The organism is Kitasatospora sp. NPDC041917 (genome assembly GCF_055589745.1).
The window spans coordinates 1-22,922 of record NZ_JBVJBI010000002.1 but is presented as its reverse complement, the minus strand read 5'-3'; the positions used below and the strand labels follow the sequence as shown (position 1 = coordinate 22,922).

Annotated in this window: 20 protein-coding genes; 13 read left to right on the top strand and 7 right to left on the bottom strand. The window is 73.1% G+C overall.

The genetic code is table 11. The features are described 5' to 3' along the window. Positions 1 to 51: 51 nt before the first annotated feature. From ACZ6EM_RS02275 to ACZ6EM_RS02245, 7 genes are all read left to right on the top strand, one after another. Positions 52 to 1,443 (top strand): ABC transporter substrate-binding protein, encoded by a 1,392-nt coding sequence (locus ACZ6EM_RS02275; RefSeq protein ID WP_465771405.1) that lies wholly within the window; start codon positions 52 to 54, stop codon positions 1,441 to 1,443. 11 nt (positions 1,444 to 1,454) lie between these two features. Then, positions 1,455 to 2,393: a carbohydrate ABC transporter permease gene (locus tag ACZ6EM_RS02270; RefSeq protein WP_452179245.1), complete on the top strand. Its 939-nt coding sequence runs from the start codon at positions 1,455 to 1,457 to the stop codon at positions 2,391 to 2,393. Next, a complete protein-coding gene (locus ACZ6EM_RS02265; protein ID WP_465771404.1) occupies positions 2,390 to 3,250 on the top strand; it encodes a carbohydrate ABC transporter permease in 861 nt (286 codons plus the stop codon). The genes ACZ6EM_RS02270 and ACZ6EM_RS02265 overlap by 4 nt, the downstream gene beginning before the upstream one ends. Then, positions 3,247 to 5,292 (top strand): beta-galactosidase, encoded by a 2,046-nt coding sequence (locus ACZ6EM_RS02260; protein ID WP_465771402.1) that lies wholly within the window; start codon positions 3,247 to 3,249, stop codon positions 5,290 to 5,292. The genes ACZ6EM_RS02265 and ACZ6EM_RS02260 overlap by 4 nt, the downstream gene beginning before the upstream one ends. After that, positions 5,289 to 7,469: an MGH1-like glycoside hydrolase domain-containing protein gene (locus tag ACZ6EM_RS02255; protein WP_465771401.1), complete on the top strand. Its 2,181-nt coding sequence runs from the start codon at positions 5,289 to 5,291 to the stop codon at positions 7,467 to 7,469. Before ACZ6EM_RS02260 ends, ACZ6EM_RS02255 begins: the two co-directional genes overlap by 4 nt. 42 nt (positions 7,470 to 7,511) lie before the next feature. Then, complete coding sequence (locus tag ACZ6EM_RS02250) at positions 7,512 to 8,231, top strand: ribonuclease H family protein (RefSeq protein WP_465771400.1); 720 nt, start codon at positions 7,512 to 7,514, stop codon at positions 8,229 to 8,231. A gap of 213 nt (positions 8,232 to 8,444) precedes the next feature. Further along, a complete protein-coding gene (locus tag ACZ6EM_RS02245; protein ID WP_401052261.1) occupies positions 8,445 to 8,666 on the top strand; it encodes a hypothetical protein in 222 nt (73 codons plus the stop codon). A gap of 90 nt (positions 8,667 to 8,756) precedes the next feature. Here the strand turns inward: ACZ6EM_RS02245 and ACZ6EM_RS02240 are convergent, their stop codons facing one another. Both ACZ6EM_RS02240 and ACZ6EM_RS02235 read right to left on the bottom strand, forming a co-directional pair. Then, the gene (locus tag ACZ6EM_RS02240) at positions 8,757 to 10,046 is read right to left on the bottom strand and encodes a hypothetical protein (protein WP_465771399.1); all 1,290 of its coding nucleotides are present in this window, start codon (positions 10,044 to 10,046) and stop codon (positions 8,757 to 8,759) included. A 124-nt stretch (positions 10,047 to 10,170) separates the two neighbouring features. Then, a complete protein-coding gene (locus tag ACZ6EM_RS02235; RefSeq protein WP_465771398.1) occupies positions 10,171 to 10,791 on the bottom strand; it encodes a cold shock domain-containing protein in 621 nt (206 codons plus the stop codon). A gap of 159 nt (positions 10,792 to 10,950) precedes the next feature. Here ACZ6EM_RS02235 and ACZ6EM_RS02230 point away from each other — a divergent pair, with 159 nt between their 5' ends. Beyond that, entirely contained in the window at positions 10,951 to 11,676 is a 726-nt protein-coding gene (locus ACZ6EM_RS02230) for a dienelactone hydrolase family protein (protein WP_401052268.1), read from the top strand. A 125-nt stretch (positions 11,677 to 11,801) separates the two neighbouring features. On the opposite strand, the gene ACZ6EM_RS02225 is transcribed toward ACZ6EM_RS02230, so the two are convergent. The 3 genes from ACZ6EM_RS02225 to ACZ6EM_RS02215 form a co-directional block, all read right to left on the bottom strand. After that, positions 11,802 to 12,191, bottom strand: a complete 390-nt coding sequence (locus tag ACZ6EM_RS02225; protein ID WP_465771397.1) for a hypothetical protein — start codon at positions 12,189 to 12,191, stop codon at positions 11,802 to 11,804. Between the two features lie 82 nt (positions 12,192 to 12,273). Beyond that, entirely contained in the window at positions 12,274 to 13,575 is a 1,302-nt protein-coding gene (locus ACZ6EM_RS02220; protein WP_465771396.1) for a GNAT family N-acetyltransferase, read from the bottom strand. A gap of 184 nt (positions 13,576 to 13,759) precedes the next feature. Beyond that, positions 13,760 to 14,062 carry a hypothetical protein gene (locus tag ACZ6EM_RS02215; protein ID WP_380548567.1) on the bottom strand — a complete coding sequence of 101 codons (303 nt, stop codon included), beginning with the start codon at positions 14,060 to 14,062 and terminating at the stop codon, positions 13,760 to 13,762. Between the two features lie 341 nt (positions 14,063 to 14,403). Here ACZ6EM_RS02215 and ACZ6EM_RS02210 point away from each other — a divergent pair, with 341 nt between their 5' ends. Then, positions 14,404 to 15,723, top strand: a complete 1,320-nt coding sequence (locus ACZ6EM_RS02210) for a hypothetical protein (protein WP_465771395.1) — start codon at positions 14,404 to 14,406, stop codon at positions 15,721 to 15,723. On the opposite strand, the gene ACZ6EM_RS02205 is transcribed toward ACZ6EM_RS02210, so the two are convergent. Then, positions 15,705 to 16,406, bottom strand: coding sequence for a hypothetical protein (locus ACZ6EM_RS02205; RefSeq protein WP_401048824.1), 702 nt, complete (start codon positions 16,404 to 16,406; stop codon positions 15,705 to 15,707). The two genes, ACZ6EM_RS02210 and ACZ6EM_RS02205, sit on opposite strands and share 19 nt — an antisense overlap. Before the next feature lie 217 nt (positions 16,407 to 16,623). Between ACZ6EM_RS02205 and sph the strand changes: the two genes are divergently transcribed. Together sph and ACZ6EM_RS02195 are read left to right on the top strand one after the other, a co-directional pair. Continuing rightward, the gene (gene sph, locus ACZ6EM_RS02200; protein ID WP_401048826.1) at positions 16,624 to 17,601 is read left to right on the top strand and encodes a sphingomyelin phosphodiesterase; all 978 of its coding nucleotides are present in this window, start codon (positions 16,624 to 16,626) and stop codon (positions 17,599 to 17,601) included. A gap of 152 nt (positions 17,602 to 17,753) precedes the next feature. Next, positions 17,754 to 18,572 carry a thioesterase family protein gene (locus ACZ6EM_RS02195; protein WP_452179253.1) on the top strand — a complete coding sequence of 273 codons (819 nt, stop codon included), beginning with the start codon at positions 17,754 to 17,756 and terminating at the stop codon, positions 18,570 to 18,572. A 57-nt stretch (positions 18,573 to 18,629) separates the two neighbouring features. Here the strand turns inward: ACZ6EM_RS02195 and ACZ6EM_RS02190 are convergent, their stop codons facing one another. After that, positions 18,630 to 19,955, bottom strand: a complete 1,326-nt coding sequence (locus ACZ6EM_RS02190) for a radical SAM protein (protein WP_401048829.1) — start codon at positions 19,953 to 19,955, stop codon at positions 18,630 to 18,632. A gap of 553 nt (positions 19,956 to 20,508) precedes the next feature. Between ACZ6EM_RS02190 and ACZ6EM_RS02185 the strand changes: the two genes are divergently transcribed. Both ACZ6EM_RS02185 and ACZ6EM_RS02180 read left to right on the top strand, forming a co-directional pair. Then, positions 20,509 to 21,810 (top strand): family 2 encapsulin nanocompartment cargo protein terpene cyclase, encoded by a 1,302-nt coding sequence (locus ACZ6EM_RS02185; RefSeq protein ID WP_452179254.1) that lies wholly within the window; start codon positions 20,509 to 20,511, stop codon positions 21,808 to 21,810. Between the two features lie 87 nt (positions 21,811 to 21,897). Then, positions 21,898 to 22,776 carry a geranyl diphosphate 2-C-methyltransferase gene (locus ACZ6EM_RS02180; protein ID WP_359915263.1) on the top strand — a complete coding sequence of 293 codons (879 nt, stop codon included), beginning with the start codon at positions 21,898 to 21,900 and terminating at the stop codon, positions 22,774 to 22,776. The last annotated feature ends 146 nt before the right edge of the window (positions 22,777 to 22,922 follow it).

Sequence of the window (22,922 nt, the reverse complement as noted above, 5' to 3'; positions counted from 1 at the left end):
GAATGCTGAGTTCTGTATACAGCATTCGGCATTCACCAGTCGGGAGGCAAGATGTCCGCAGAAACCCGGCACGAAAGACATCCCCAACTCGCCCTCGACCAGGGCGGATTCAGTGCGGGCCCGGCACGCCGCCGGATCCTCGCCGCCGGACTCGCCGGCGGCGCCCTGCTGTTGGCCGGCGCCACCGGCTGCGCGACCGGCGGCGCCGGCGGCACCAGCGCCAAGCAGCTCGCCGGCAGCCCGGGCGCCACCCTCGCCGGGAAGGTCACCATCTGGTCCTGGGACGTCGCCGCCAAGGCCATGCAGCGGCTCGGCAAGGTCTTCGAACAGGCCCACCCCGGAACGACCGTCGAGGTGGTGGACATCGGCTACGACAACGCCTACGACAAGATCACCGTCGGACTCGGCGCCGGCAGCGGCCTGCCCGACATCCTCACCGTCGAGGGCCACAAACTCCCCACCTACATCGGCAACTTCCCGAACGCCCTGGTCGACCTCACCGGCCGCGCCGCCGACCTCAAGTCCCAGTACCCGCAGGCCTCCTGGCGCACCGTGACGGACGCCCGGGGCCGGGTCCTCGCGCTGCCCTGGGACAGCGGGCCGTGCGCCCTGTTCTACCGGCGCGACCTCTTCCAGCAGGCCGGCATCGACCCGGCGGGCCTCGCCACCTGGGACGACTACGTCACCGCCGGCACCGCCCTCAAGGCCGCCACCGGCAAAAAGATGCTCATCCTGGACGCCAAGCAGGACAGCCTCTTCGCCATGCTGCTCCAGCAACAGGGCCAGCGCTGGTTCACCGACGGCAAGGTGGCCGTCGCCACCCCCGCCGCCGAACGCGCCCTCACCCTGCTGAAACAGCTCGTCGACCGCGACCTGGTGGACTTCGAGAACGGCTGGGACGGGTTCGTCTCCGGCACCCACGACGGCAAGGCCGCCACCACCCCCACCGCCGCCTGGTGGGACGGCACCCTCACCACCGAAATGGCCGACCTCAGCGGCAAGTTCGGCGTCGTCCCGCTGCCCGCCTTCGCCCCCGGCGGCACCCGCACCTCCAACAGCGGCGGCTCCACCCTGTGCGTCACCGCGCAGAGCCGGAACCCGGAGACGGCCTGGGCGTTCCTCTCCTTCCTGCTCGCCGACAAGGCCAACCAGGCCTCGATGATGCAGCACGAAGGCCTCTTCCCCGCCTACCTCCCCGCCCTGGACGACCCGTACTTCCAGCAGCCCTCCCCCTACTACGGCGGCCAGCCCGCCATGCAGCTGTTCGCCGGGCTCACCCGCGACATCCCCGCCGTCGAGCTCACCGCCGACGACTCCAAGGCCGGCGACATCGTCACCACCGCCGTCAACCAGGTGCTGCACAACGGCGCCGACCCGGGCACCGTGCTGCGCTCCGCCGCCCGCCAGATCGCCACCGCCACCGGCCGCCAAACGGTCGCGTAGGGGCGGGCCCGATGACCAGTCCTCCGGTGTCCCTGCGCGAACCCGCGGCCCCCGCCCAGGCCGCCCCCGCCCCCGCCCGCCGCCGCCGGCGCTCCCCACGCACCGCCGCCTGGCTGTTCGCCGGGCCCACGACCGCGCTCTTCGTCGCCTTCTTCGCCTACCCGCTCGGCGCCAGCCTCTACCAGAGCTTCACCGCCCGCCGCGACGGCGCCGACGTCTGGGTCGGCCTGGACCAGTACCGGCGGATGCTCCACGACCCCGCCTTCCTGCACTCCCTGGTCAACACCGGCCTGATCCTCGCCGTCCAGGTACCGGTGATGATCGGCCTCGCCCTGGTGCTCGCCGTCCTGCTCAACCAGTCCTGGCTGCGCTTCAGGGCCGGCTGGCGGGCGGTGTTCTTCCTGCCCGCGATCACCACCCTGGTCGCCTACGCCGTGGTCTTCCAGGTCCTGCTGCGCACCGACGGCGGACTCGCCAACCAGTTCCTCCAGGCCCTCGGCCTCGGCCCGGTCGACTGGCTCAACTCGCCCACCTGGGCCAGGATCTCGCTGATCGGCTCGGTCACCTGGCGGTGGACCGGCTACAACGCGGTGATCCTGCTCGCCGGACTGCACGCCATCGGCCGCGACCAGTACGAGGCCGCCGCCCTCGACGGCGCCGGCGCCGTGCGCACCTACACCGGCGTGATCCTGCCGCAGCTGCGCCCGGTCGTGCTGTTCTGCGTCATCACCTCCACCATCGGCACCCTGCAACTCTTCGACGAGAACTACGTGCTGACCCGCGGCGGCCCCGGCGACGCGACCCTCACCCCCGTGGTCTACCTCTACAAGGTCGGCTTCCAGCAGCTCGACTTCGGCTACGCGGCGGCCATCGCCTGGGTGGTCGTGCTGATCATCGCGGCGGTCTCGCTGCTCCAGTTCCGGCTCTACGGAAGGGAGCGCCGCCGATGACCACCACCGCGCCGCTCAGGCCCGGCCGCACCCCGCTGCCCGCCCGGCTCGGCCGGATCGCCGTCCTGGCCGCCCTCGCTCTCGGCGCCGTGCTCAGCCTGGTGCCCTTCGCCTGGATGCTGATCGCCAGCACCCACAGCAGCTCCGAACTGTTCCACTCCCCGCCGCCGTTCCTGCCCGGCGGCGAGCTGCTGCGCAACCTCGCGCACCTCCAGGAGACCATCGGCTTCGGCCGGGTGCTGCTCAACAGCCTCGGGACCGCCGTCGTCTACACCCTGCTCAGCTCGCTGCTGTCCGCGATGTGCGGCTACGGACTGGCCAAGTACCGCTTCCGCGGCCGCGGACTGCTGCTCGGCCTGGTCCTGGCGACCATGATGATCCCCCTGCAGGTGCTGCTCGTCCCACTGTTCCAGATGATGGCCAGCCTCGGCTGGATCGACAGCTACCAGGCCGTGATCGTGCCCTTCCTGGCCAACTCCTTCGGCATCCTGCTGATGCGCCAGGGCTTCCTGGACTTCCCCGACGAACTGCTGGAGTCGGCCCGGATCGACGGCTCCGGCGAGCTGCGCACCTTCTACCAGGTCGTCCTGCCGTGCGTGCGGCCGCAACTGGGCGCGCTGGTGATCTTCACCTTCATGGGCCAGTGGAACAGCTTCATCTGGCCGCTGCTGATGCTCAACACCGAGGACAAGTACACCGTGCCGGTCGCGCTCAACACGCTGACCGGGCTGACCCACGTCGACTACTCCGGCCTGATGCTCGGCTCCTTCCTGGCCACCCTCCCGCTGATGGTGCTCTTCCTGGTCTTCCAGCGGCAGTTCGTGGCGGGCCTGCTGGGCGGAGCACTGAAGGGATGACCACGACCGTGACCAAGGACCGCCTCACCCGGGTGCCAGGACTGCTGTACGGCGGGGACTGGAACCCCGAGCAGTGGCCCGAACAGGTGTGGGCCGAGGACGTGAAACTGATGGCCGAGGCCGGGGTCAACCTGGTCACCGTCGGCGTGTTCTCCTGGGCCCGGCTCCAACCCGACGCCCACAGCTGGGACTTCGGCTGGCTGGACCGCCTGCTCGACCTCGTGCACCGGCACGGCATCGCCGTCGACCTGGCCACCGCCACCGCCTCCCCGCCCGCCTGGCTGGTCCGCGCCCACCCCGAACTGCTGCCGGTCACCGCCGACGGCGTACGGCTGGAGTTCGGCTCGCGCCAGCACTACTGCCCCTCCTCGCCGGCCTACCGGGACGCCGCCGTCCGGCTCACCCGGGCCCTCGCCGAGCGCTACCGCCACCACCCCGCCCTCGCCCTGTGGCACGTCCACAACGAGTACGGCGACCACGTCGAGGAGTGCTTCTGCCCCGCCTCGGCCGCCGACTTCCGCCGCTGGCTGCGCGAACGGCACGGCGACATCGAGGAGTTGAACCGCTCCTGGGGCACCGCCTTCTGGTCGCAGCACTACGGCTCCTTCGAGCAGATCGAGCCGCCGCGCACCGCGCCGGGCCCGGTCAACCCCACCCAGCTGCTGGACTGGCGCCGGTTCTGCTCGGACGCGCTGCTCGCCCTGCACCGTGCCGAGAAGGCCGTCCTGGACGAGGTCTCGCCCGGCGTCCCGGTCACCACCAACTTCATGTCGATGCTCAAGTCCCTGGACTACTGGGAGTGGAGCCGGCACGAGGACTTCGTCTCCGACGACGCCTACCCCGACCCGGCCGACCCGCGCGCCCACGTCAACGCCGCGATGAACTACGACCTGATGCGCTCGCTCAAGGGCGGCCGCCCCTGGCTGCTGATGGAACAGGCCCCCTCCGCGGTCAGCTGGCGGCCGGTCAACGTGCCCAAACCCCCCGACCTCCACCGCCTCTGGTCGCTGCAGGCACTGGCCCGCGGCGCCGACGGCGTGCTGCACTTCCAGTGGCGCGCCTCGGTGGCCGGCGCCGAGAAGTTCCACAGCGCGATGCTCCCGCACCGGGGCACCGCCTCGCGCGGCTGGCAGGAGACCCTGCGCCTCGGCACCGAACTGCGCCGCCTCGGCGAACTCGCCGGCAGCCGGCTGCGCGGGCGGGCCGCCGTCCTGCTCGACTGGGACAGCTGGTGGGCGCTGGAACTGGACGACCACCCCTCCGCCCGGATGCGCTGGCCCGAGCTGCTCCGCCCCTGGTACGCGGCACTGTACGAGCGCGGCGTCACCGTCGACTTCGTCCCGCCCACCGCCGGACTCGACGGCTACCCGCTGGCACTCGCCCCCAACCTGTACCTGCTCGACACCGCCACCGCCGACCGGCTCACGACCTACGTACGGGACGGCGGCCGGCTGGTCTGCGGTCCGTTCAGCGGCATCGCCGACCGGCACGACCACATCCACCCCGGCGGCCACCCCGGGCCGCTGCGCGAGCTGCTCGGGATCGTCGTCGACGAGCACTGGCCGCTCCCGGACGGCGCGACCACCGCCGTCGTCCTCGCCCCGGACGGCACCCGGCTGCGGGCCGAACGCTGGAGCGAATGGATCGAGACCGAGACCGCCGAGGCCGTCGCCCACTACGGCTCCGGCGAGCTGGCAGGCCTCCCGGCCGTCACCCGCAACCGCCTGGGCACCGGCAGCGCCTGGTACCTGAGCTGCCACCTCGGCGCCGACACCGGCCCGGTGCTCGACCGGGCGCTCGCCGAAGCCGGGGTGGGCGCCGAACTGCCCGGCCTGCCGGAGGACGTCGAGGCCACCCGCCGGCACGCCACCGACGGCACCGACTACCTCTTCCTGCTCAACCACGGCCCCGTCGAGCGGCTAGTGCCCCTCGACGCGCCCGGCACCGACCTGCTCACCGGCACCGCCACCGGCGACGCCGTCACCCTCGCGCCGCTCGGCGCCGCCGTCCTCCGACTCCCCGCCGCCGAGGAGCGCCCGTGAACCCGCTGACCCGCCGCCACTTCCTCGCCGCCTCGGCGGTCGCCGCCGCCGGCACCCTGACCGCCTCGGCCACCGCCCACGGCCAGGAAGGACCGGAAGAACAGGGAGGATTCGACGCCGAACGCTACGCCGACGTCCTCGACCTGCACGGCACCCCCGCCCAGGCCTACCCCGGCGACGCCCGCGGCAACAACCCGATCACCGTCTTCGCCGACCTCGGCGCCTGGCACGCCTACGCCCTGCCCCGACCGGCAGACCGGCCCGGCGGCTTCACCGGCCCGCTGTACCTCGCCCAGGAATACCCGTGGTGGCTCAGCGACGGCCTGACCCGCCTCCAACTCACCGAACAGGGCAGCCCCCTGGACCTCGGCGCCGGCGCCCCCGCGCGCGGCACCTCGCTGCCCGGCCTGCTGCGGCTGGCCCACGACCTCGGCGGCGGCCTCGCCCTCACCCTCGAACTGCGCTTCGCCGGCAACCGCACCGCCCTGCTCCGGGCCCGCCTCACCAACACCGGCCCGGCCGTACGGACCCTGGCCGCCGCCTGGACCGGCCGGCTGCTGCGCCCCGCCACCGGCCCCCAGCACGTAGCGCCGCGACTGGTCGCCGCCGAACGCGGCGTGGAGGCGCGCTTCGCCAAGGTCCGGCAGACCTGGGACTACCTCACCGACGGCACCGAGTGCTTCGCCGTCCGCCACGCCCGGCCCGTCCGGGTCGTGCTGAGCGCCGACGGCGACGAGCACCGCACCGAACTCGCCGAGCCGGTGCGGCTGGCGCCGGGGGAGAGCCGCCACCTGGACTGGACCGAGAGCTACACCTTCACCGAGGCCGAGTACACCCGGGCCGCGAAGGAGGCGGACACCGCGCTGCGCGCCCCGGAGCGGGTCGCGGCGGAGGGCACCGCCCGCTGGCACGGGTACGTCACCCGGGCCACCGAGGGCGTCCCCGCCGCCCGCCGGCGCACCGCCGTCAAATGCGTGCAGACCCTGGTCACCAACTGGCGCAGCCCGGCCGGACGGATCCGGCACGACGCCGTCACCCCCACGCTCTCCTACAAGTGGTTCAGCGGGGTCTGGGCCTGGGACACCTGGAAGCAGGCCGTCGGCACCGCCGCCTTCGCCCCCGGCCTCGCCGCCGACCAGATCCGGGCGGTCTTCGACCACCAGGTGCCGGCGGGCTCCGCCGAGCGCCCGCAGGACGCCGGCATGGTCCCCGACTGCGTCTTCTACAACGACCCGGCCACCGGCGGCGGCAACTGGAACGAGCGCAACTCCAAGCCCCCGCTGGCCGCCTGGGCGGTCTGGGAGGTCTACAAGCGCAGCGGCGACCGCGCCTTCCTGCGGGAGCTGCTGCCCCGGCTGACCGCCTACCAGGACTGGTGGTACCGCACCCGCGACCACCTCGGCGAGGGCCTGTGCGAGTACGGCGCCACCGCGGACCCGGCCAACGCGAACGCCGAGGACTGCCGGGAGGCGGCGGCCTGGGAGTCCGGCATGGACAACGCCCCGCGCTTCGACGCCGCCGGCGTCCTCCCCAACCGGGACGCGAACGGGACACTGCTCGGCTGGTCGCTCGACCAGCGCGCGGTCGACCTCAACGCCTACCTGGCCGCCGACCACCGCCACCTGGCGCTGATCGCCGCCGAACTCGGCGACCGGCCCGCCGCCCAGCGGCTGCGCGCCCGCGCCGACCGGATCGACGCCGCCGTGCGCGACACCATGTACGACCCGGCCGGCGGCTGGTTCCACGACACCGACCTGGCCACCGGCGCCCGGCTCACCGCCCGGGGCCGCGGCATCGAGGGCGCCATCCCGCTCTGGTCCGGCACCGCCACCGCCGCCCAGGCCCGCACCGTCCGCCGGCTGCTGCTCGACCCGGCGGAGTTCGGCACCGCCATGCCGTTCCCCACCGTGGCCCGCAGCTCGCCGTCCTTCGACCCGGCCGGCTACTGGCGCGGCCTGGCCTGGCTCGACCAGACCTACTTCGCCGTCGAAGGCCTGCGCCGCTACGGCTGGGAGCAGGACGCCCGGCGGACGGTCGAGCGGCTGCTGGCCACCGCCGCCGGACTGGCCGGGGACGGCCCGGTCCGGGAGAACTACGACCCGCTGACGGGGGAGGGGCGCAGCTCGACCAACTTCAGCTGGTCGGCAGCGCTGCTGCTGCTCCTGCTGCGCACCTGAGCGACTTTGGCTCCGGGCCGTCCGACCAGGCATGATCGGGGCATGGTCGAACGAGTCATTGCAGCGTGTGACGGAGCAGCCAAGGGCAACCCCGGTCCGGCGGGCTGGGCGTACGTGGTCGCGGACGCCACCGGGGCGCCCCGGCGCTGGCAGGCCGGCGCGCTCGGGCACAGCACCAACAACGTGGGCGAGCTGACGGCGCTGCGGCAGCTGCTGGCCGCGACGGACCCGGCGGTGCCGCTGGAGGTGCGGCTGGACAGCACCTACACCCGTGACTCGGTGACGAAGTGGCTGAAGGGCTGGAAGCGCAACGGCTGGAAGACGGCGGCCGGCAAGCCGGTCGCCAACCAGGAGCTGATCCAGGCGATCGACGCCCTGCTGGAGGGCCGGGACGTCACCTTCGTGTACGTGCCGGCCCACCAGGTGGACGGCGACCCGCTGAACGCCATCGCCGACAAGGCCGCCAGCGACGCCGCCCGCACCCAGCAGGACGCCTCCGGCACCGCCGCCGACCTGCCGGTCCCCGACCCGGCTGCCGCCACGAAGGCCCCCAGGGCACGCACCGCCCGGCCCGCCACCTCCGCCGGTAGCGCCGGTACCGGTACCGGTACCGGCGCCGCCAAGCGGAGCGGCGGCTCGCGCACCCTGAACGCCCGCTTCCCCGGCACCTGCCCGTGCAGCCGCCCGTACGCCAAGGGCGACAAGATCACCAAGGTCGGCGGCTCCTGGGGCCACCCGGAGTGCGCCGCCGCCCACGCCTGACGGCGGGCGGGCGGGCGGGCGCCCGTGCCCGTGCCGGAGAACGGGCGGATCCGGCGGCCGTCGCGCGGCATCTGGACGCCCGGACGCAGACCGTCTACGAGGCCCTCGCGCTGGGGCCCGAGGTGAAGCCGTCCGACGTGCGCCGGCCGGACGACGGGATCACGGCCCGGGCAGGCCCTGACGGCCCAGGGGTGGACGGTCGCTCCGGCCGACGTGTCCGGCCAGGTCCTCGTCCTGATGCTGACGCCGCCGGCCACCGGCCCGGGGTCCCTCCCCGAGCAGGCCCTCGTGCGCTTCGACCCCGCGGACCACACCCTCGCGGTCACCGCGAGCAGCGGGTGCGTCCACTACCCCGACGACACACCGGTGGACCAGGAGGGCAAGCCGGCCGACCTGCCGACCGGCACGGCACCGGCGCCGCCGCCCGGCCGGTGACCGCGGGCCGGGCGCATGTGCCCGGCCGGAAACGCAGGACCGGCCGACCGCTGGTGCGCGGTCGGCCGGTCGGCCGGTCGGAGGTTGAGGTCAGGCCTTGGGCGGGGTGGCCTGGGCGAGCTGCTTGATGCTCCCGAAGCTCAGGCCCGCGTCGTTGAGTTCGCGCGCCTCGGCCTCCGTGACGCCGAGTCCGGCGAGCTCCTTGAGCTGGGCGTCGGTCAGCGGCGGGGCGGCCGGGAGGTCGCCGAAGTCCTCGGGGTCGAGGCCGTCCTCGTCGTTCCCGGCGGCCAGGCCGAGCACCGCGTCCATCAGCTGCTCGTTGGTCACCTTGACCGCGTCGGCCGGGGCCTGGACGTTCGGGGCGGCCTGGCTGAACGCGAGCTTCACCGGGAAGTTGACGCCCGGCTCGACCTTGTCGGCCAGCTGGGCGAGGTCGAAGGTGGCGGAGGAGAAGGCGCCGTTCTTCAGGTAGAGGTCGACGCCGATCTTCCGGTCCGGCACGTCGCTCGGGGCCTTGTCCGGGAAGTCGCCCAGCTGCTTGGGGAACTTGGCGGACAGCGGCTTGACGGCCTTGTACATCTCGTCCACCAGCTGGCGGGCCGGGGCGCTCACCCAGAGGTGCTCGGTGCCGTCCTTCTTGCCCTTGTCCTCGTACGTGACGGTGCGGCCGAGCACGTCCTTGATCGAGTTGAGGAGCTGGTTGCCGAGCTCCGGGTCGACACTGGGGGCGGCGCTCGGCGCGGCCTTCTTGGCGTCGCCCTCCTTCGCCCGGTCGGCGAGCGACTGGAGGTCGAAGGACACCCACTTGCCGGCCAGCACGTCCCCGACCGGCTTCATCTCCTCCGGCAGGTCCTTGCGGAGCTCGTCCACCGTGGACGGGTCCTCGCCGACCAGCTTCATCAGGCCCTTGGCGTCGGCGTGCAGGTACCCCGTGGCGTCGACCTGGCGGTACTCCAGCAGTGCGGTGCCGCTGCGGTCGGCGAGCAGGTAGGAGACGCGCACCGACTTGTCGAGCGTCAGGTCGGTGTTCTTGCCCGCCTGGCCGGCGTTCTTGAAGGCCTCGATGTCCTTGAGCGGCTTGTCGGCGGAGACCGCGACCGTGACGGAGAGGCCGGAGATCGCCTTGGCGGTCTTCTCGTCCATGTCCTCCTTGCGGCCCCGGGCGGAGCCGATGAGCCCGTTGCCCTTGTGCTCGCCGGAGTTGGCGAACGCGGCGACCTGCTCGGGGGTGGCGTCGATGGAGAGGGTGAACCCGGCCGACTTGCCGTCACGGACCTTGTCGAAGGCCTTCGAGACCTTCTGCGCGGCGGACAGCTGCTCGACGGTGCCGCAGGCCGTGAGGCCGGTGGCGAGCACGGAGGCGGTGACGGCGACGGGCATCGCCCCACGGGCGGCCTTGCGGATGGCGGTGTTGATGGTACGACTCCTGTTGATCGGGTCCGCTCGGCAAAGCGGACCGTTCCCTCCCCTGCGACGTGAAACGTCACAGCGCCTGCACATGTGATCACATTATCGGCAAGGGGTCATCCGCATTTTTGGCCGGGTCTTTAACCACTTCGGCCAAAACCATGACCAAAAGTCGTAAACCAGGCCTGAAGAGCCGTCCTGGCCATGCCCCGATGTTTCCCGCTCCCGGCCCCCGGTCCGCACCACTCCGGGGCGGACCGGGGGTCAGTGCACCGGGCCCGACGGATCCTCGACCGTCCAACCGCGGCCCAGGTCGCGGCGCAAGGCCTCCAGCGCAGCGGCCGCCTGCTGCCGGAACAGCTCCTTCTCCTCCTCGGACCACGGAGACGGATCCGGCGGGTACGCCTCGTCGAGCGACGACTGGTACCGGTCGGCGAGCCGCGCCGGTTCGGCCCGGGCCGCCGACGGGCGCCGGTGCCGCTGCCGCGGAACTCCCGGATTCCCGCGCGCGGGCCGGTCGCTGTTCGTACGATCGGCCCGGGCCGGGACCGGCGGGAGCCGATATCGGCCGAGGAGACCGCTGGGAGGGGCTCGACGGGGCCCGTGGGCTGGATTCTGACGGTCGGCCGATCAGGCGGGTCACCAACTCCGGGGTGATGAAGCCGTAGCCCTTCTCGTCGTTGAACCACTTCACGGTGCCGTTCTCGCGCTCGGCCATGTCTTCTCCTCGCCCGGGGATCACGCTGACCGCACCACTCCCTCACGCAGCGGAGCCGGGCCGACGCGAAGCGCAGCGGCGGCCGTCAGCGGGCCGCTCGCTCTGCCGAGGGCGAAGTCCGGCCCGGTCGGGGCGCGGACCCCAGTACTGTCCGGTTCCATGACAACGGTCACCACACGCACGGTCGAGTACCCGGCCGACGGAATGACGATGATCGGGCACCTCGCGCTCCCGGCCGGCGCCGGGCGCCGGCCCGGGGTGCTGATCGGGCCCGAGGGACCGGGCCTGAACGACTTCCAGCGCCGCCGGGCCGACGCCCTCGCCGAACTGGGCTACGTGGCCCTGGCCTTCGACCTCCACGGCGGGCGCTGGATCAGCGACCCGCAGGAGATGCTGGCGCGGGTGATGCCGCTGCTCGCCGACCCCGACCGGATGCGGGACATCGGCCACGCGGCCCTCGACGTGCTGCGCGCCGAACCGCGGACCGACCCGGACCGGATCGCCGCCATCGGCTACGGCACCGGGGGTGCCATCGCGGTGGAACTCGGGCGAGCCGGTGTCGACCTGCGGGCGATCGGGACGGTCAACGGACTCACCACCGGCCGCCCGGGCGAGGCGGCCCGGATCCGGTGCCCGGTGTGGGCCGGGGTCGGCTCGGAGGACCCGATCATGCCCGCCGAGCGGAGGGAGGCCTTCACCGCCGAGATGCAGGCGGCGGGCGTCGACTGGCGCCTCGTGGTCTACGGCGGCGCCCAGCACGCCTTCCACCATCCGACGGTCGGTCACACCGTGCTCCCCGGCGTCGCGCACCACCCGCAGCACGCCCGGCGGGCGTGGCGCGACGTCGTCGGCCTGCTCGCCGAGTGCCTGCCCGTGCCGGACTGACCGGCGCGCCTACCCGCGCCGACGGCGCGTCGGTCGCGGGGAATGCGCGTCGGCTCCGGCTCCCACCCAGGAGCCGGAGCCGACCTCGTGACCCTCGTGACCCTCGTGTTCCGACGGCCGTCGGGCTACCGCAGTTGCGTCAGGACGACGGCGACGAAAGCGGCGCCGAGGGCCGAACCGATCACCGGGATCGACAGCACGTCCCAGAGCCGCGGCCGCGGCCCGACGCGACGGTCCGGGGCGGTGTTCCGTTCCCACCGGTCCATGACCTGCCGGGTGTTCGCCAGGAACTCCGTCGTCGAGTGGTACTTGTCGGTGCCGACCCCGGTCCACGCGCGCAGGGCCACGAGGAGGAACGGGAGGACGAGCGCCAGGGTCATCGCGACCAGCAGCACCGTGCCGAGGTCGGCGAGCGCGAACAGGCCGAAGGCGGTTTCGAGCACGAGGGGGAGGACCGGGGCGGCGATGCCGGCGGGGCGGATCAGGTCCTTCGCCCGGAAGATCACTTCGTTCACGCCGCGCACCCCGTGCCCCGGCCGCCGGGCCTCGAAAGGGGAAGCGGCCGAGGTCCCCGTGAGGGGCGCAGCGGGACGGACGTCAGGGCAGGTAGTACGTCAGCAGGTCGGCCGTCAGCGGCGGGAACAGCGCCCGGTGCAGTTCCTCGTCCCCGCGCCCGTACACGTCCGGCCGGATGCGGCTCAACCCTTCGATCCCGTAGGGCCCGAAGAGCAGCGCCGCCAGCGCGTCCGGCGCCACGCCCACGCCGCCGGACGCGCCGAGGTGCTGCAGCGTGCCGCCCGTGACCACCTTGCCCGGCCCCTGCGCGCCGACCGGGATCCGGTAGTGGGCGCGGTAGGTGGTGAGCAGCAGTTCGCCGTCGGCGCAGTCCAGGCCGGCGGCGGTGAGGCGCTGGTGGAGCAGGGGTCGCAGCCGGTCGAGCAGCACGGCCGGGTCGGGGATGCGGACGTAGTACTGCTCCGCCTCGGGGCGCGGCGCGAGGTCCAGCAGGTCATGCCAGACGGTGGCCGGCAGGGTGCCCGGCCGGTGCACCACGCGGAGCCGCGCCTCGGGCGCCAACGCCACTACACCGGCCAGCAGTTCGCGCGCCGCCCGCTCGTCCGCGGCAGCCGCCTCGGCGAGGTGGAACTCGCCGTCGTCCACGGGGGTGGTGCGGCCCACCGCCACCACCTCGCCCGCGCGCTCGACCACCCGCAGCGTGCTCGCGTCGTGCGCCAGCAGCCAGCGCCAGCGGGCGGGGGCGTGGCCCATCGCGAGGTCGAAGCCGCGCTGCGCCTGCTCCTGGAGCGCGGCCAGGGCGGGCAGGTCGGTGGCCCGGGCGGTGCGCAGCGCGGGCGCGCCGTCCTCGGTGGGCGGGGTGGAGCGCAGCGGCCGCGAGACCGGGATGTCGATGGCGTACTCGTAGCCGAACAGCCGGTAGAAGTACGGGATTCCGATCATCGCCTGGACCACGTGCCCGCGGGCGGCGGAGCGCGCGTGCGCCCACTGCATCAGGGCCCGGACCAGGCCGCGGCCCTCGTACTCCTCGTCGGTGGCGACCAGTTCGACCTGCCCGGCGGGCAGCCGGACGTCGCCGAGGCGCAGCTCCTCGTCCAGCAGGGTGGCCGTGGAGACGACCCGGTCGCCGTCGACCACCACCGCGCTGGCCGACCAGCCGGCGTCCGGATCCTCGACCACCAGACGGTGGTCGAGTGCGTCCGCCGGGTCGCCGCGCTCGGCGAGCAGCGCGCGGAGCTGCTCCAGGTCCTCCGGCCGGGACTCGCGCAGCAGCAGGCCGCCGGGCAGCGGCACGGGGAGGAACAGGGGCATCGGCAGGGGCAGTGGCGGTGACACGGCCAGGGGCGGGCCGTCGGGCCGGGCAAAGGCTTCGTCAACGGTCATTCCCGGACCTTCGCACCGGTGGTCGTCCGTGTCCAACGGGTTTTGCCGACCCGGCAAGCCGGGGCGGGGGAACACGCCCGATGCGAAGGGGCGTTGGCGGCGCGGGCCGGTGCGGCGGCTCGCTGGTTCGGGGCAGGGCCCCTCGCGGCCCCGGGCCGGTGCGGGGCCGCGAGGAGCCCGGGGCTCAGACGGTGCTGGCGATCCAGCCGATGGTCTCGGTGGTGTGCGGCCCGTCGGACAGCGCGCGGCCGCTGCCCACGAGCTCGTTGATGCGGATCTTGAAGCCGGTGGTGGTGACGTCGGCGATCCGCAGACCGGGGGTGTCGGGGCCGTTGAAGGTCTGGACGAACGGCACGACGATCACGTTCGCGTCGTTGGGGAAGGGCGTGGGGAAGGTGACCTGGGTGAAGGTCGAGGTGGCTCCACCGGTCAGCTCCGTGGCGCTGGTGGAGTTCAACTGCAGCTTGCCGGTCTGGATCATGCTCATGGCTTCCGCCTTTCGCTCGACTGCCGCCGGTCACGTCCGGTTGACGGCCGAGCGCTCGACGGCCGGGCGCTGCCTCGGTGCGAAGCAACCGTGGGTGGGATGCCCGTATTGGTCCGCGTTTAGCGAGGATGTAGCCGGTTCGGGGTATCTGCTCTCGCCTCCCTTGCCAGGGTGGGTGATGCGTCCCGGGAGCCGGTGGATCGGCTCGTGCGGTAGGTGCGCTCCTGTCGTGTCCGGGAGTTGGCGGAATCGTGTCCATCGCGGGGTGGCGGGGTTGACCGTGGCCACCCAGGGGGGTTGGCTCGGCCGGAACGAAGGGGAGCGCAAGGGGAGGGGAGCCCATGAGGACGACGACGGTACGGGTGGTCTGCGCCCTGGCGGCCGCGCTGCTGGTGGGCGCCGGGGCACCGGCGGCGCACGCCCGGACCACGCCCGCGTCCGAACCGGCCTCCGCACCGGTGTCCGCGCCCGCGTCCGAGGTGACGGACGGCGACACGGTGCGGGTGAACGTGAGCCCGGACGGCAGGCCCGCCGACGACTGGTCCGAGCCGCTCGGGCTGAGCGCCGACGGCCGCTACGCGCTGTTCGCCTCGCCGGCCTCCAACCTGGTGCCCGGCGACACCAACCGCCTCTACGACGTCTTCGTCCGCGACCTGTGGACGCGGCGCACCGAGCGGGTCAGCCTCGCCGACGGCGGCGCCCAGCTGGACGGCTCCACCGTCCAGGCGGCGATCAGCGGCGACGGCCGGTACGTCGCCTTCAGCAGTGACGCCGTCAACGCCGTTGCCGGGAACGGCAGTGGGCGCACCGACGTCTACGTCCGCGACCGCCTCGGCGGCCGGACCGAGTTGGTCACCGCCGGCGCCGGCGCCGGGAACTCCGTCAGCCCCGCGATCAGCGCCGACGGCCGGTACGTCGCCTACTCCTCGGACCGCGCCGACCTCGCCCCCGGGGCACAGGCGGGCACCGCCAACGTGTACCTGACGGACCGCTGGACCGGCACCACCCGCCTGGTCACCGCGGGGCAGGGCGGCGCCCCCGCCGACGGCGGCTCGGTGGAGCCCTCGCTCAGCGCCGACGGCCGGACCGTCGCCTTCCGGTCGAAGGCGGCCAACCTGCTGCCGGCCGCCCCGGCCGCGCAGTCCGCCCTGGCCGCCCTGAAGCCGCCGCCCACCCGGCAACTGTTCCCGCTCTACGTCTACGACACCCGCACCGGCCGGATCGAGGGCGCGAGCATCGACCCGAGCGGCACCCTGCGCGACGCCGTGCGGCTGAGCCGGCTGAGCCCGGACGGCCGGTACGCGCTGTTCCGGGTGTTCCAGCCGGACCAGGGCGGCACCCGCGTCGCGCTCTACGCCCGGGACCTGCACACGGGCACGGTGACGGAGGTGGCCCCCGCCGGCGCCCAGCCGGCCGTCATGACGGCGGACGACCGCTGGGTCTCCTTCGTCTCGGACGACGCCGGCCTGGTGCCCGGCGACACCAACGGCGCCCCGGACCTCTTCCGGCGGGACCTGCGGACCGGCCGGGTCGAGCGGGTCGCCGAGGCCGTCGGCCCGTCCTTCGCGCCGGCCGTGGACGCGTTCGGCACCACCCTGCTGTTCGGCGCCCTGAACGGCACCGGCTCCGACGTCCTGGTGCGCTACCTGCCGCCCCGCTGACCGGCCGCGGCGCCCGGCTCCCGCAGGGTGCGGCGCGCCGCGACCAGGGTGAGCAGGCCCCACAGGGCGGCCAGCACCGCGGTGACGTGGACGCCGCCGCGGCGGAATTCGAGGTCCTCGTCGAGCGGGACCGGCGGCGCCCAGCCCGCCGGGTCGACCAGCACGTTCTCGGTGTCGCCGATGTCGCGCGTGCCCGTGCAGCCGTAGCCGCCGACCTCGGCGTGCGGCAACGGCCGCCCGTCGGCGCGGCGGATGGCGCAGGTCCAGCTCACCTTGCCGTTCTTGTCCTTCGCGCTGTGGGCCGCGGTGACCACCACCGCGGTCTCCACGCCGCGCTGCGCCATGATCTGGGCGCGGATGCTCGTCGTCGGCAGGACCAGCAGCAGCACGCCGAGCAGGACGGCCGGCCAGATGATCCAGCCGCGGGGCCGGACGAAGCCGAGCGCGACGACGCCCGCGGAGAGCACCAGGAACGCCAGGATGCCGCAGGGCAGCTGGTAGTCCGGGTTGCTGCCCAGTACCGCCAGGCCGACCATCAGCACCGGGGTGAGTGCCCCGACCGGCCACGCCGTCCGGCGGACCGCCCGCGCCGACAACTGCGGCTCCGGGCGCCTGCGGACCCGCTTCGGGGGCGGGACCACCCCCTCGGCGAGCGGCCTCTTCCGTTTCTTCCTGCCGGCCATGTCTTCCCCCGTTCGTTCTTTCGTCGCGCTGGGGACAGTCTGACCCCGGTTCCTGACGCGCGGGGCGGTGACCGCCCGTCAGCCCCTCGCCGACGGTGTTACCGACGAGTTCACCGCATGCTCGCCCGATGTCTTGCGGTCGGTGCCGACAGCCAAGTTGGATGAACAACATCCCTCGACCCGACGGGTCCACGACAACGCCCCCCACGGAGGCCCGATGCCCCTGTCGTCCGTCCGCCGCGCCCTCGCCGCCGGCGCCGCCGCCACCGTCCTCGCCGTGCTCGGCGCCGTCCCGGCCTCGGCCGAGACCGCCCCCGCGACCGCACCCCCGCTCGACGTGCTGACCTACAACACGTTCCTGATGAGCACCTCGCTCTACCCCAACTGGGGCCAGCAGTACCGGGCGCAGGCCATCGCCTCGGCGGACTTCTTCCAGGGCCACGACGTGGTCGTGCTGGAGGAGGCCTTCGACAACTCGGCCTCCGACGCGCTGACCGCCAAGGCCTCGGCCGCCTACCCGTACCACACGCCGGTGGTCGGCCGCTCCACCAGCGGCTGGGACGCCACCTCCGGCAGCTACAGCGCCACCACCCCCGAGGACGGCGGCGTCACCCTGCTCAGCAAGTGGCCGATCCTGCGCAAGGAGCAGTACGTCTACAAGGACGCCTGCGGCTCGGACTGGTTCTCCAACAAGGGCTTCGTCTACGCGGTGCTGGACGTCAACGGCCGTCGCACCCACGTGGTCGGCACCCACCTCCAGTCCACCGACTCGGGCTGCGCGAGCGGCCAGGCGGCGGACATCCGGGCCAAGCAGCTCACCGCGATGCGCTCCTTCCTGGACGCCAAGCGGATCCCGGCCGACGAACCGATCCTGGTCGCGGGCGACCTCAACATCGACTCGCACGGCTCCGAGTACCAGGCGCTGCTGACCAACGGCAATCTCGCCCCGGCCTCCGCCCGCACCGGCTGGCCGTACTCCTTCGACACCGCCGACAACTCCGTCGCCGCCTACCGCTACCCGGGCGAGCCCAAGGAGGACCTCGATTACGTCCTCTACCGGGCCGACCACGCCCGCCCGCAGGAGTACACCAACGAGGTGGTCCGGGTGCACAGCGCGCCCTGGACGGTGAGCAGTTGGGGCAAGAGCTACACCTACACCGACCTCTCCGACCACTACCCGCTCGCCGCGCACTGACACTCCTGGTCCTCCGGGGGTGTGGGATGCGTCACCCGTGACGCCCCACCGGCGGTTCGGCCCCCTACGATCCTGAACGCCGAGGTCGGGCGCCGTCGTACCACGGCGGCGCCCGCCCGGCAGCCAGCGATCCGGCCCGAGGAGAAGCGCACGTGACCACCCCCACCGCCGCGCCCGACAGCTACTACCAGCGCACCGGCGAGAACAGCTACAAGCCCACCGCGCAGGCGCAGGGTGCCTGGCACCCCGACGAGCAGCACTTCAGCCCGCTCGGCGGCCTGATCGTGCACGCCATCGACCGCCACCGGGCCGGCCACCAGCGGGCCGGGCGCCCCGCCGACGGCCTGGCCCTGGCCCGGATCAGCTACGACATACTCGGCCTGATCGCCCTCGACGAGTTCGAGATCACGGTGGAGACCGTCCGCCCCGGGCGCACCATCGAGCTGGTCGAGGCCACCGTGGTGACCGGCGGGCGGGCCGTGGTCCGGGCCCGCGCCTGGTTCCTCGCCGAGCTGGACACCACCGCCGTCGCCGGCACCCACGACCGGCCGCTGCCCGGGCCCGAGGAGTTCGAGCCCTGGACGATGGCCGGGGTGTGGGGCGGCGGCTACATCGCCTCGATCGACGTCCGCCGCCGGGAGACCGCCCCGGGCCGAGCCGCCGCCTGGATCTCCACCCCGGTCGAGCTGGTCGCGGGGGAGCCCAGCGGCCCGCACGCCTCCTTCGTCAAGCTGGTGGACACCGCCAACGGCATCGCGGTGCGGCGGAACCCCACCGAGTGGATGTTCCCCAACACCGACCTGACGATCCACTTCCACCGCCGCCCCGAGGGCCCCTGGACCGGCCTGGACACCAGCGTCAGCTTCGGCCCGGCCGGGCACGGCGTCACCAGCACCGTGCTGCACGACGTCCACGGCCCGCTGGGCCGGGCCGAGCAGATCCTCACCGTCCGCCCGCTGAACGGGAGCTGACGGGCCGGGCGCCGCCGCCCGGACGATGGGCGGCGGCGCCTTCGGGGCGGGCCGTGCTCAGCCCTGCAGCGAGTCCATGAAGGAGCTCACCGAGAAGACCGCCTTGCCCGGGCCCGCCGGGCCGTAGCCGGGCGGGGAGGAGAGGCCGAACTCGTCCAGGGTCGCCCGGTAGGTCTGCAGCAGCCGGATGTGGTACTCCAGCGGCGCGCCCTGCGGGTTGGCCTTGCCGAGCGGGGTGGTGGGCTCGGGGCACCAGGTGGTGAAGCGCGGCACCACGCCGTGGGACATGAAGTAGCGCAGGCCCTCCTCGGTGGAGGCGATCGCCTCGTCCACCGTGGTGAAGCCGAAGGGCTCGGCCATCTCCACGCCCGCGACGAAGTTGGGGATCACGTTCTCCGGGCCGAACACCTCGGTGGAGTCGAGGATCCGGCGGTGCCACTCGTCCCGGCCGACGTAGCGCTCCTTGCCCGGGCAGTAGAGCTCGAACAGCCGCTTGTCCCACACCTCGAAGTTGGGGTGGTAGATCCGCACGCCGTAGTCGTGGAAGCGCTGGACGTCCTCGCGCGGCAGCGCCTGGGCCACCACCTTGCCGATCCAGCGGCCGGGGAAGCGCTCCTCGATGGCCTTGGCGTACTGCCCGTAGAAGTCGGCCTCGTCCCGGCCGCCGACGCGCGAGGTGATCGCCCCGCCGGTGAGGGTGTACGCCTGGGAGGCACGGGCGGTGTCGTGCTCGTCGATCAGCGCCAGCGCCTCCAGCACCTCCTCGACCGGCTTGACCCCGGTGTACGGGCGGCCGGCGGCCTTGTGCTGGCGCCAGTTGTGGTTGATGTCGCAGTACTGGCACTCCTCCTTGGCGCCGAAGTACTGGCAGACCCGGAACACCGTGAGGTAGATCAGGTAGCCCCACTGGATGGTCGGGGCGACCTCCATCACCGACTTCCCGTTGGCCAGCGTGTGCCGGTAGTAGTCCGGCATCGGCGGCAGGCCGACATCGGCGATCCGCGCGCCGTCCAGGTAGAGGCCGAGGGTCCCGTCCTCGCCGGCGCCGACCCGGTAGGGCGAGTCCGGGTTCACCCGCACCGACACCACCGTGCGGCGCAGCCCGTACGGGCCGCCGGTCAGCACGATCTCCTCCGGCGGCCGGTTGAGCGCGGCGGCGCCCAGCTCGGGCAGGGTGCGGTGGTCGAAGGAGAAGATGAAGTACGACTTCGGCTTGACCTCGCCGCCCCCGTCGGCGCCGGCGCTGCCGCTGAGTGCCGACTCGTCGAAGGCCATGCCGCCGCGCAGCAGGTCCTCCTTGATCACCGCCTCCCGGGGCACGTCGGGATAGCGCTCCATGAGCTCCTCGACGAGTGCGGTGCGGCTGCGGGCCTGGCTCTCCATGCGCTGGTCTTCCTTCCTGGCCCCGTCCTCACGGCGCCCAGGCCATTCTGGTCCCCCTTACCAGTGGGGCCGTGCACCGGGCCGGGAGGTGACCGACCGGTCCGGTCCGCAATCCAGCGGGTTCTCCGAGGCGAGGGCATCGAAAGCGCTGTCACTGCGCGTCCCTCCGGTCTTTTCGCATGCGAACAGCCCGTGCCACGACCGGAACAGCGCGATCGGGCGGCCCAGGACACGGGCGGGCGTCAGCGGCTTGACGCGGGGGGCGGGCGGCTCGGGCGGGAGGGTTCGCGGCCAGGGCGCCCCGGGACCGGTGTGATCAATGCACGACTGCGGTCCGCTCAAACGTCGTCAGCCCGAACGTTCACCCTATCGGGTGAGGAAGATCGTCCGTTGCGATGCGGAACGCGCCTTCGCGCCTACGGTGGTGAACCGAACGGGACGGGGGCGGAAGCCCGAGTTCCCGTTCGAGGTTGACGAAATGACGATCCGTCATATGTGTGCGACCCCTTCCCAGAGGAGCCTCCATGCCCCTGCGTGCCAGACCGGAGACACCATGCGGGCCCGTGACCGCCCCGGCGGTGGGACCATGAGCACCCCGGCGATCGACCGGATCCTGCGCGGGCCCAGCGGGCTGGGCACCTCCGGGCTGCAGTTCCGGCCGCAGGTGTCGGCGCCCGAGGTCGAGGCCCCCGAGGCCCCCGCCTCCGAGGTTCCGGTGCCCGAGATCTCGGAAGCCGCGACCGAGGTCACGGCGGCCACCCCCGGGTTCCGGCTGCCGCCCGTCCACGTCCTGCCCGTTCCGCCCGCCGCGACCGCGACGATCGCGACGGCCGCGAGCCCGGCCGCCGAGGCGCCGAGCGGCGGCAAGCCCAAGGCCGGCGACCCCATCCCCGGCCTGTACCACCACCCGATCGCCGAGCCCGACCCGGTGCGGGTGGAGGCGCTCAGTGCGGAGATCAAGGTCTGGGCGATGGAGGAGGTCGAGCTCTACCCGCCGGACTGGGAGAAGGACTTCGACGGCTTCTCCACCGGGCGCTACATGGTGGCCTGCCACCCGGACGCGCCGAGCGTCGACCACCTGATGCTCGCGGCCCGCCTGATGGTGGCCGAGAACGCGGTGGACGACTGCTACTGCGAGGACCTCGGCGGGTCGCCGATCGGCCTGGGCAGCCGCCTGCTGCTCGCGCACACCGCGCTGGACCCGCTGCACACCACGACGGAGTACCACCCGGAGTGGGAGGCCTCGCTGTCGTCGGACCCGCCCCGGCGCGCCTACCACTCGGCGATGGAGTACTTCACCCGGGCCGCCACGCCCTCCCAGTCGGACCGGTTCCGGCACGACATGGCGCGGCTGCACCTCGGGTACCTGGCCGAGGCCGCCTGGGACCAGGCGGACCACGTGCCGGAGGTGTGGGAGTACCTGGCCATGCGCCAGTTCAACAACTTCCGCCCCTGCCCGACGATCACGGACACCGTCGGCGGCTACGAGCTGCCCGCCGAGCTGCACGCGCTGCCCGCGATGCAGCGGGTGATCGCGCTGGCCTCCAACGCCACCACCATCGTCAACGACCTCTACTCGTACATGAAGGAGCTGGCCAGCCCCGGACTGCACCTGAACCTGCCGGTGGTGATCTCCGAGCGCGAGGGCGTCTCCCGCAAGGAGGGCTACCTGAAGGCGGTCGAGGTCCACAACGAACTGATGCTGGCCTTCGAGGCCGAGGCGGCGGCCCTGGCCCTGTCCTGCCCGGTGCCGGCCCTCCCACGGTTCCTGCGCGGTGTGGCCGCGTGGGTGGACGGCAACCACTACTGGCACCAGACCAACACCTACCGCTACACGCTGCCCGACTTCTGGTGACACCGGCCCTTCCGGCGGTGCCACCTCCCACCGGCAGCGAATCCCCTTTGATGACCGACCCCTTGACCATCCACTAGGAGTTGACCCATGTCCGTGACCGACGACATCACCACCCCCGGCAACACTATTCCCGGCCCGGCGACCCCGTACCAGGGCGACATCGCACGCTACTGGGACCACGAGGCCCGTCCGGTCAACCTTCGCCTGGGTGACGTCGACGGCCTCTACCACCACCACTACGGGATCGGGGAGATCGACCGGGCCGCGATCGGCGACCCGGCCGACAGCGAGCGCGAGAAGAAGGTCATCGCCGAGCTGCACCGCCTGGAGTCCGCCCAGGCCGACGTGCTGCTCGACCACCTCGGCGACATCCGCGCCGACCACACGCTGGTCGACGCGGGCTGCGGCCGCGGCGGCTCGATGGTGATGGCCCACCAGCGCTTCGGCTGCCGGGTCGAGGGCCTGACCCTGTCCACCCAGCAGGCCGAGTTCGGCAACAAGCGCGCCGCCGAGCTGGGCATCGGCGACTTCGTCCGCTCCCGGGTCGCCAACATGCTGAACATGCCCGTCGAGACCGGCACGGTCGCGGGCTCCTGGAACAACGAGTCCAGCATGTACGTCGACCTGCACGACCTGTTCGCCGAGCACTCCCGGGTGCTGAGCGTCGGCGGCCGGTACGTGACCATCACGGGTTGCTGGAACCCGCGCTACGGCCAGCCGTCGAAGTGGGTCTCGCAGATCAACGCCCACTTCGAGTGCAACATCCACTCGCGCCGCGAGTACCTGCGGGCGATGGCCGACAACCGTCTGGTGCCGCAGGCCGTCATCGACCTGACCCCGGACACCCTGCCCTACTGGGAGCTGCGCAACACCACCTCGCTGGTGACCGGCATCGAGGAGGCGTTCATCGAGTCCTACAAGGACGGCTCCTTCCAGTACGTGCTGATCGCGGCCGACCGGGTCTGATCGCCCGATCCCGTGGCCTCCGGACGGTGGCCCACGCCTCACGGCGGCGGGATCCCCCCACCCCCGAGGGGGACGCCACCCTCCTCCCCGGAGGGGCCGGGGGAGGAGGGGGCGGGGCGGGGGCCGGCTCCAGCACTGTGGAAGTG

Coding starts and splice junctions, on each gene's coding strand:
- ACZ6EM_RS02275 (WP_465771405.1), top strand. CDS start 52: ATGTCCGCAGAAACCCGGCACGAAAGACATCCCCAACTCGCCCTCGAC.
- ACZ6EM_RS02270 (WP_452179245.1), top strand. CDS start 1,455: ATGACCAGTCCTCCGGTGTCCCTGCGCGAACCCGCGGCCCCCGCCCAG.
- ACZ6EM_RS02265 (WP_465771404.1), top strand. CDS start 2,390: ATGACCACCACCGCGCCGCTCAGGCCCGGCCGCACCCCGCTGCCCGCC.
- ACZ6EM_RS02260 (WP_465771402.1), top strand. CDS start 3,247: ATGACCACGACCGTGACCAAGGACCGCCTCACCCGGGTGCCAGGACTG.
- ACZ6EM_RS02250 (WP_465771400.1), top strand. CDS start 7,512: ATGGTCGAACGAGTCATTGCAGCGTGTGACGGAGCAGCCAAGGGCAAC.
- ACZ6EM_RS02240 (WP_465771399.1), bottom strand. CDS start 10,046: ATGCCCGTCGCCGTCACCGCCTCCGTGCTCGCCACCGGCCTCACGGCC.
- ACZ6EM_RS02235 (WP_465771398.1), bottom strand. CDS start 10,791: ATGGCCGAGCGCGAGAACGGCACCGTGAAGTGGTTCAACGACGAGAAG.
- ACZ6EM_RS02230 (WP_401052268.1), top strand. CDS start 10,951: ATGACAACGGTCACCACACGCACGGTCGAGTACCCGGCCGACGGAATG.
- ACZ6EM_RS02220 (WP_465771396.1), bottom strand. CDS start 13,575: ATGACCGTTGACGAAGCCTTTGCCCGGCCCGACGGCCCGCCCCTGGCC.
- ACZ6EM_RS02215 (WP_380548567.1), bottom strand. CDS start 14,062: ATGAGCATGATCCAGACCGGCAAGCTGCAGTTGAACTCCACCAGCGCC.
- ACZ6EM_RS02210 (WP_465771395.1), top strand. CDS start 14,404: ATGAGGACGACGACGGTACGGGTGGTCTGCGCCCTGGCGGCCGCGCTG.
- ACZ6EM_RS02205 (WP_401048824.1), bottom strand. CDS start 16,406: ATGGCCGGCAGGAAGAAACGGAAGAGGCCGCTCGCCGAGGGGGTGGTC.
- sph (WP_401048826.1), top strand. CDS start 16,624: ATGCCCCTGTCGTCCGTCCGCCGCGCCCTCGCCGCCGGCGCCGCCGCC.
- ACZ6EM_RS02190 (WP_401048829.1), bottom strand. CDS start 19,955: ATGGAGAGCCAGGCCCGCAGCCGCACCGCACTCGTCGAGGAGCTCATG.
- ACZ6EM_RS02185 (WP_452179254.1), top strand. CDS start 20,509: ATGCGGGCCCGTGACCGCCCCGGCGGTGGGACCATGAGCACCCCGGCG.
- ACZ6EM_RS02180 (WP_359915263.1), top strand. CDS start 21,898: ATGTCCGTGACCGACGACATCACCACCCCCGGCAACACTATTCCCGGC.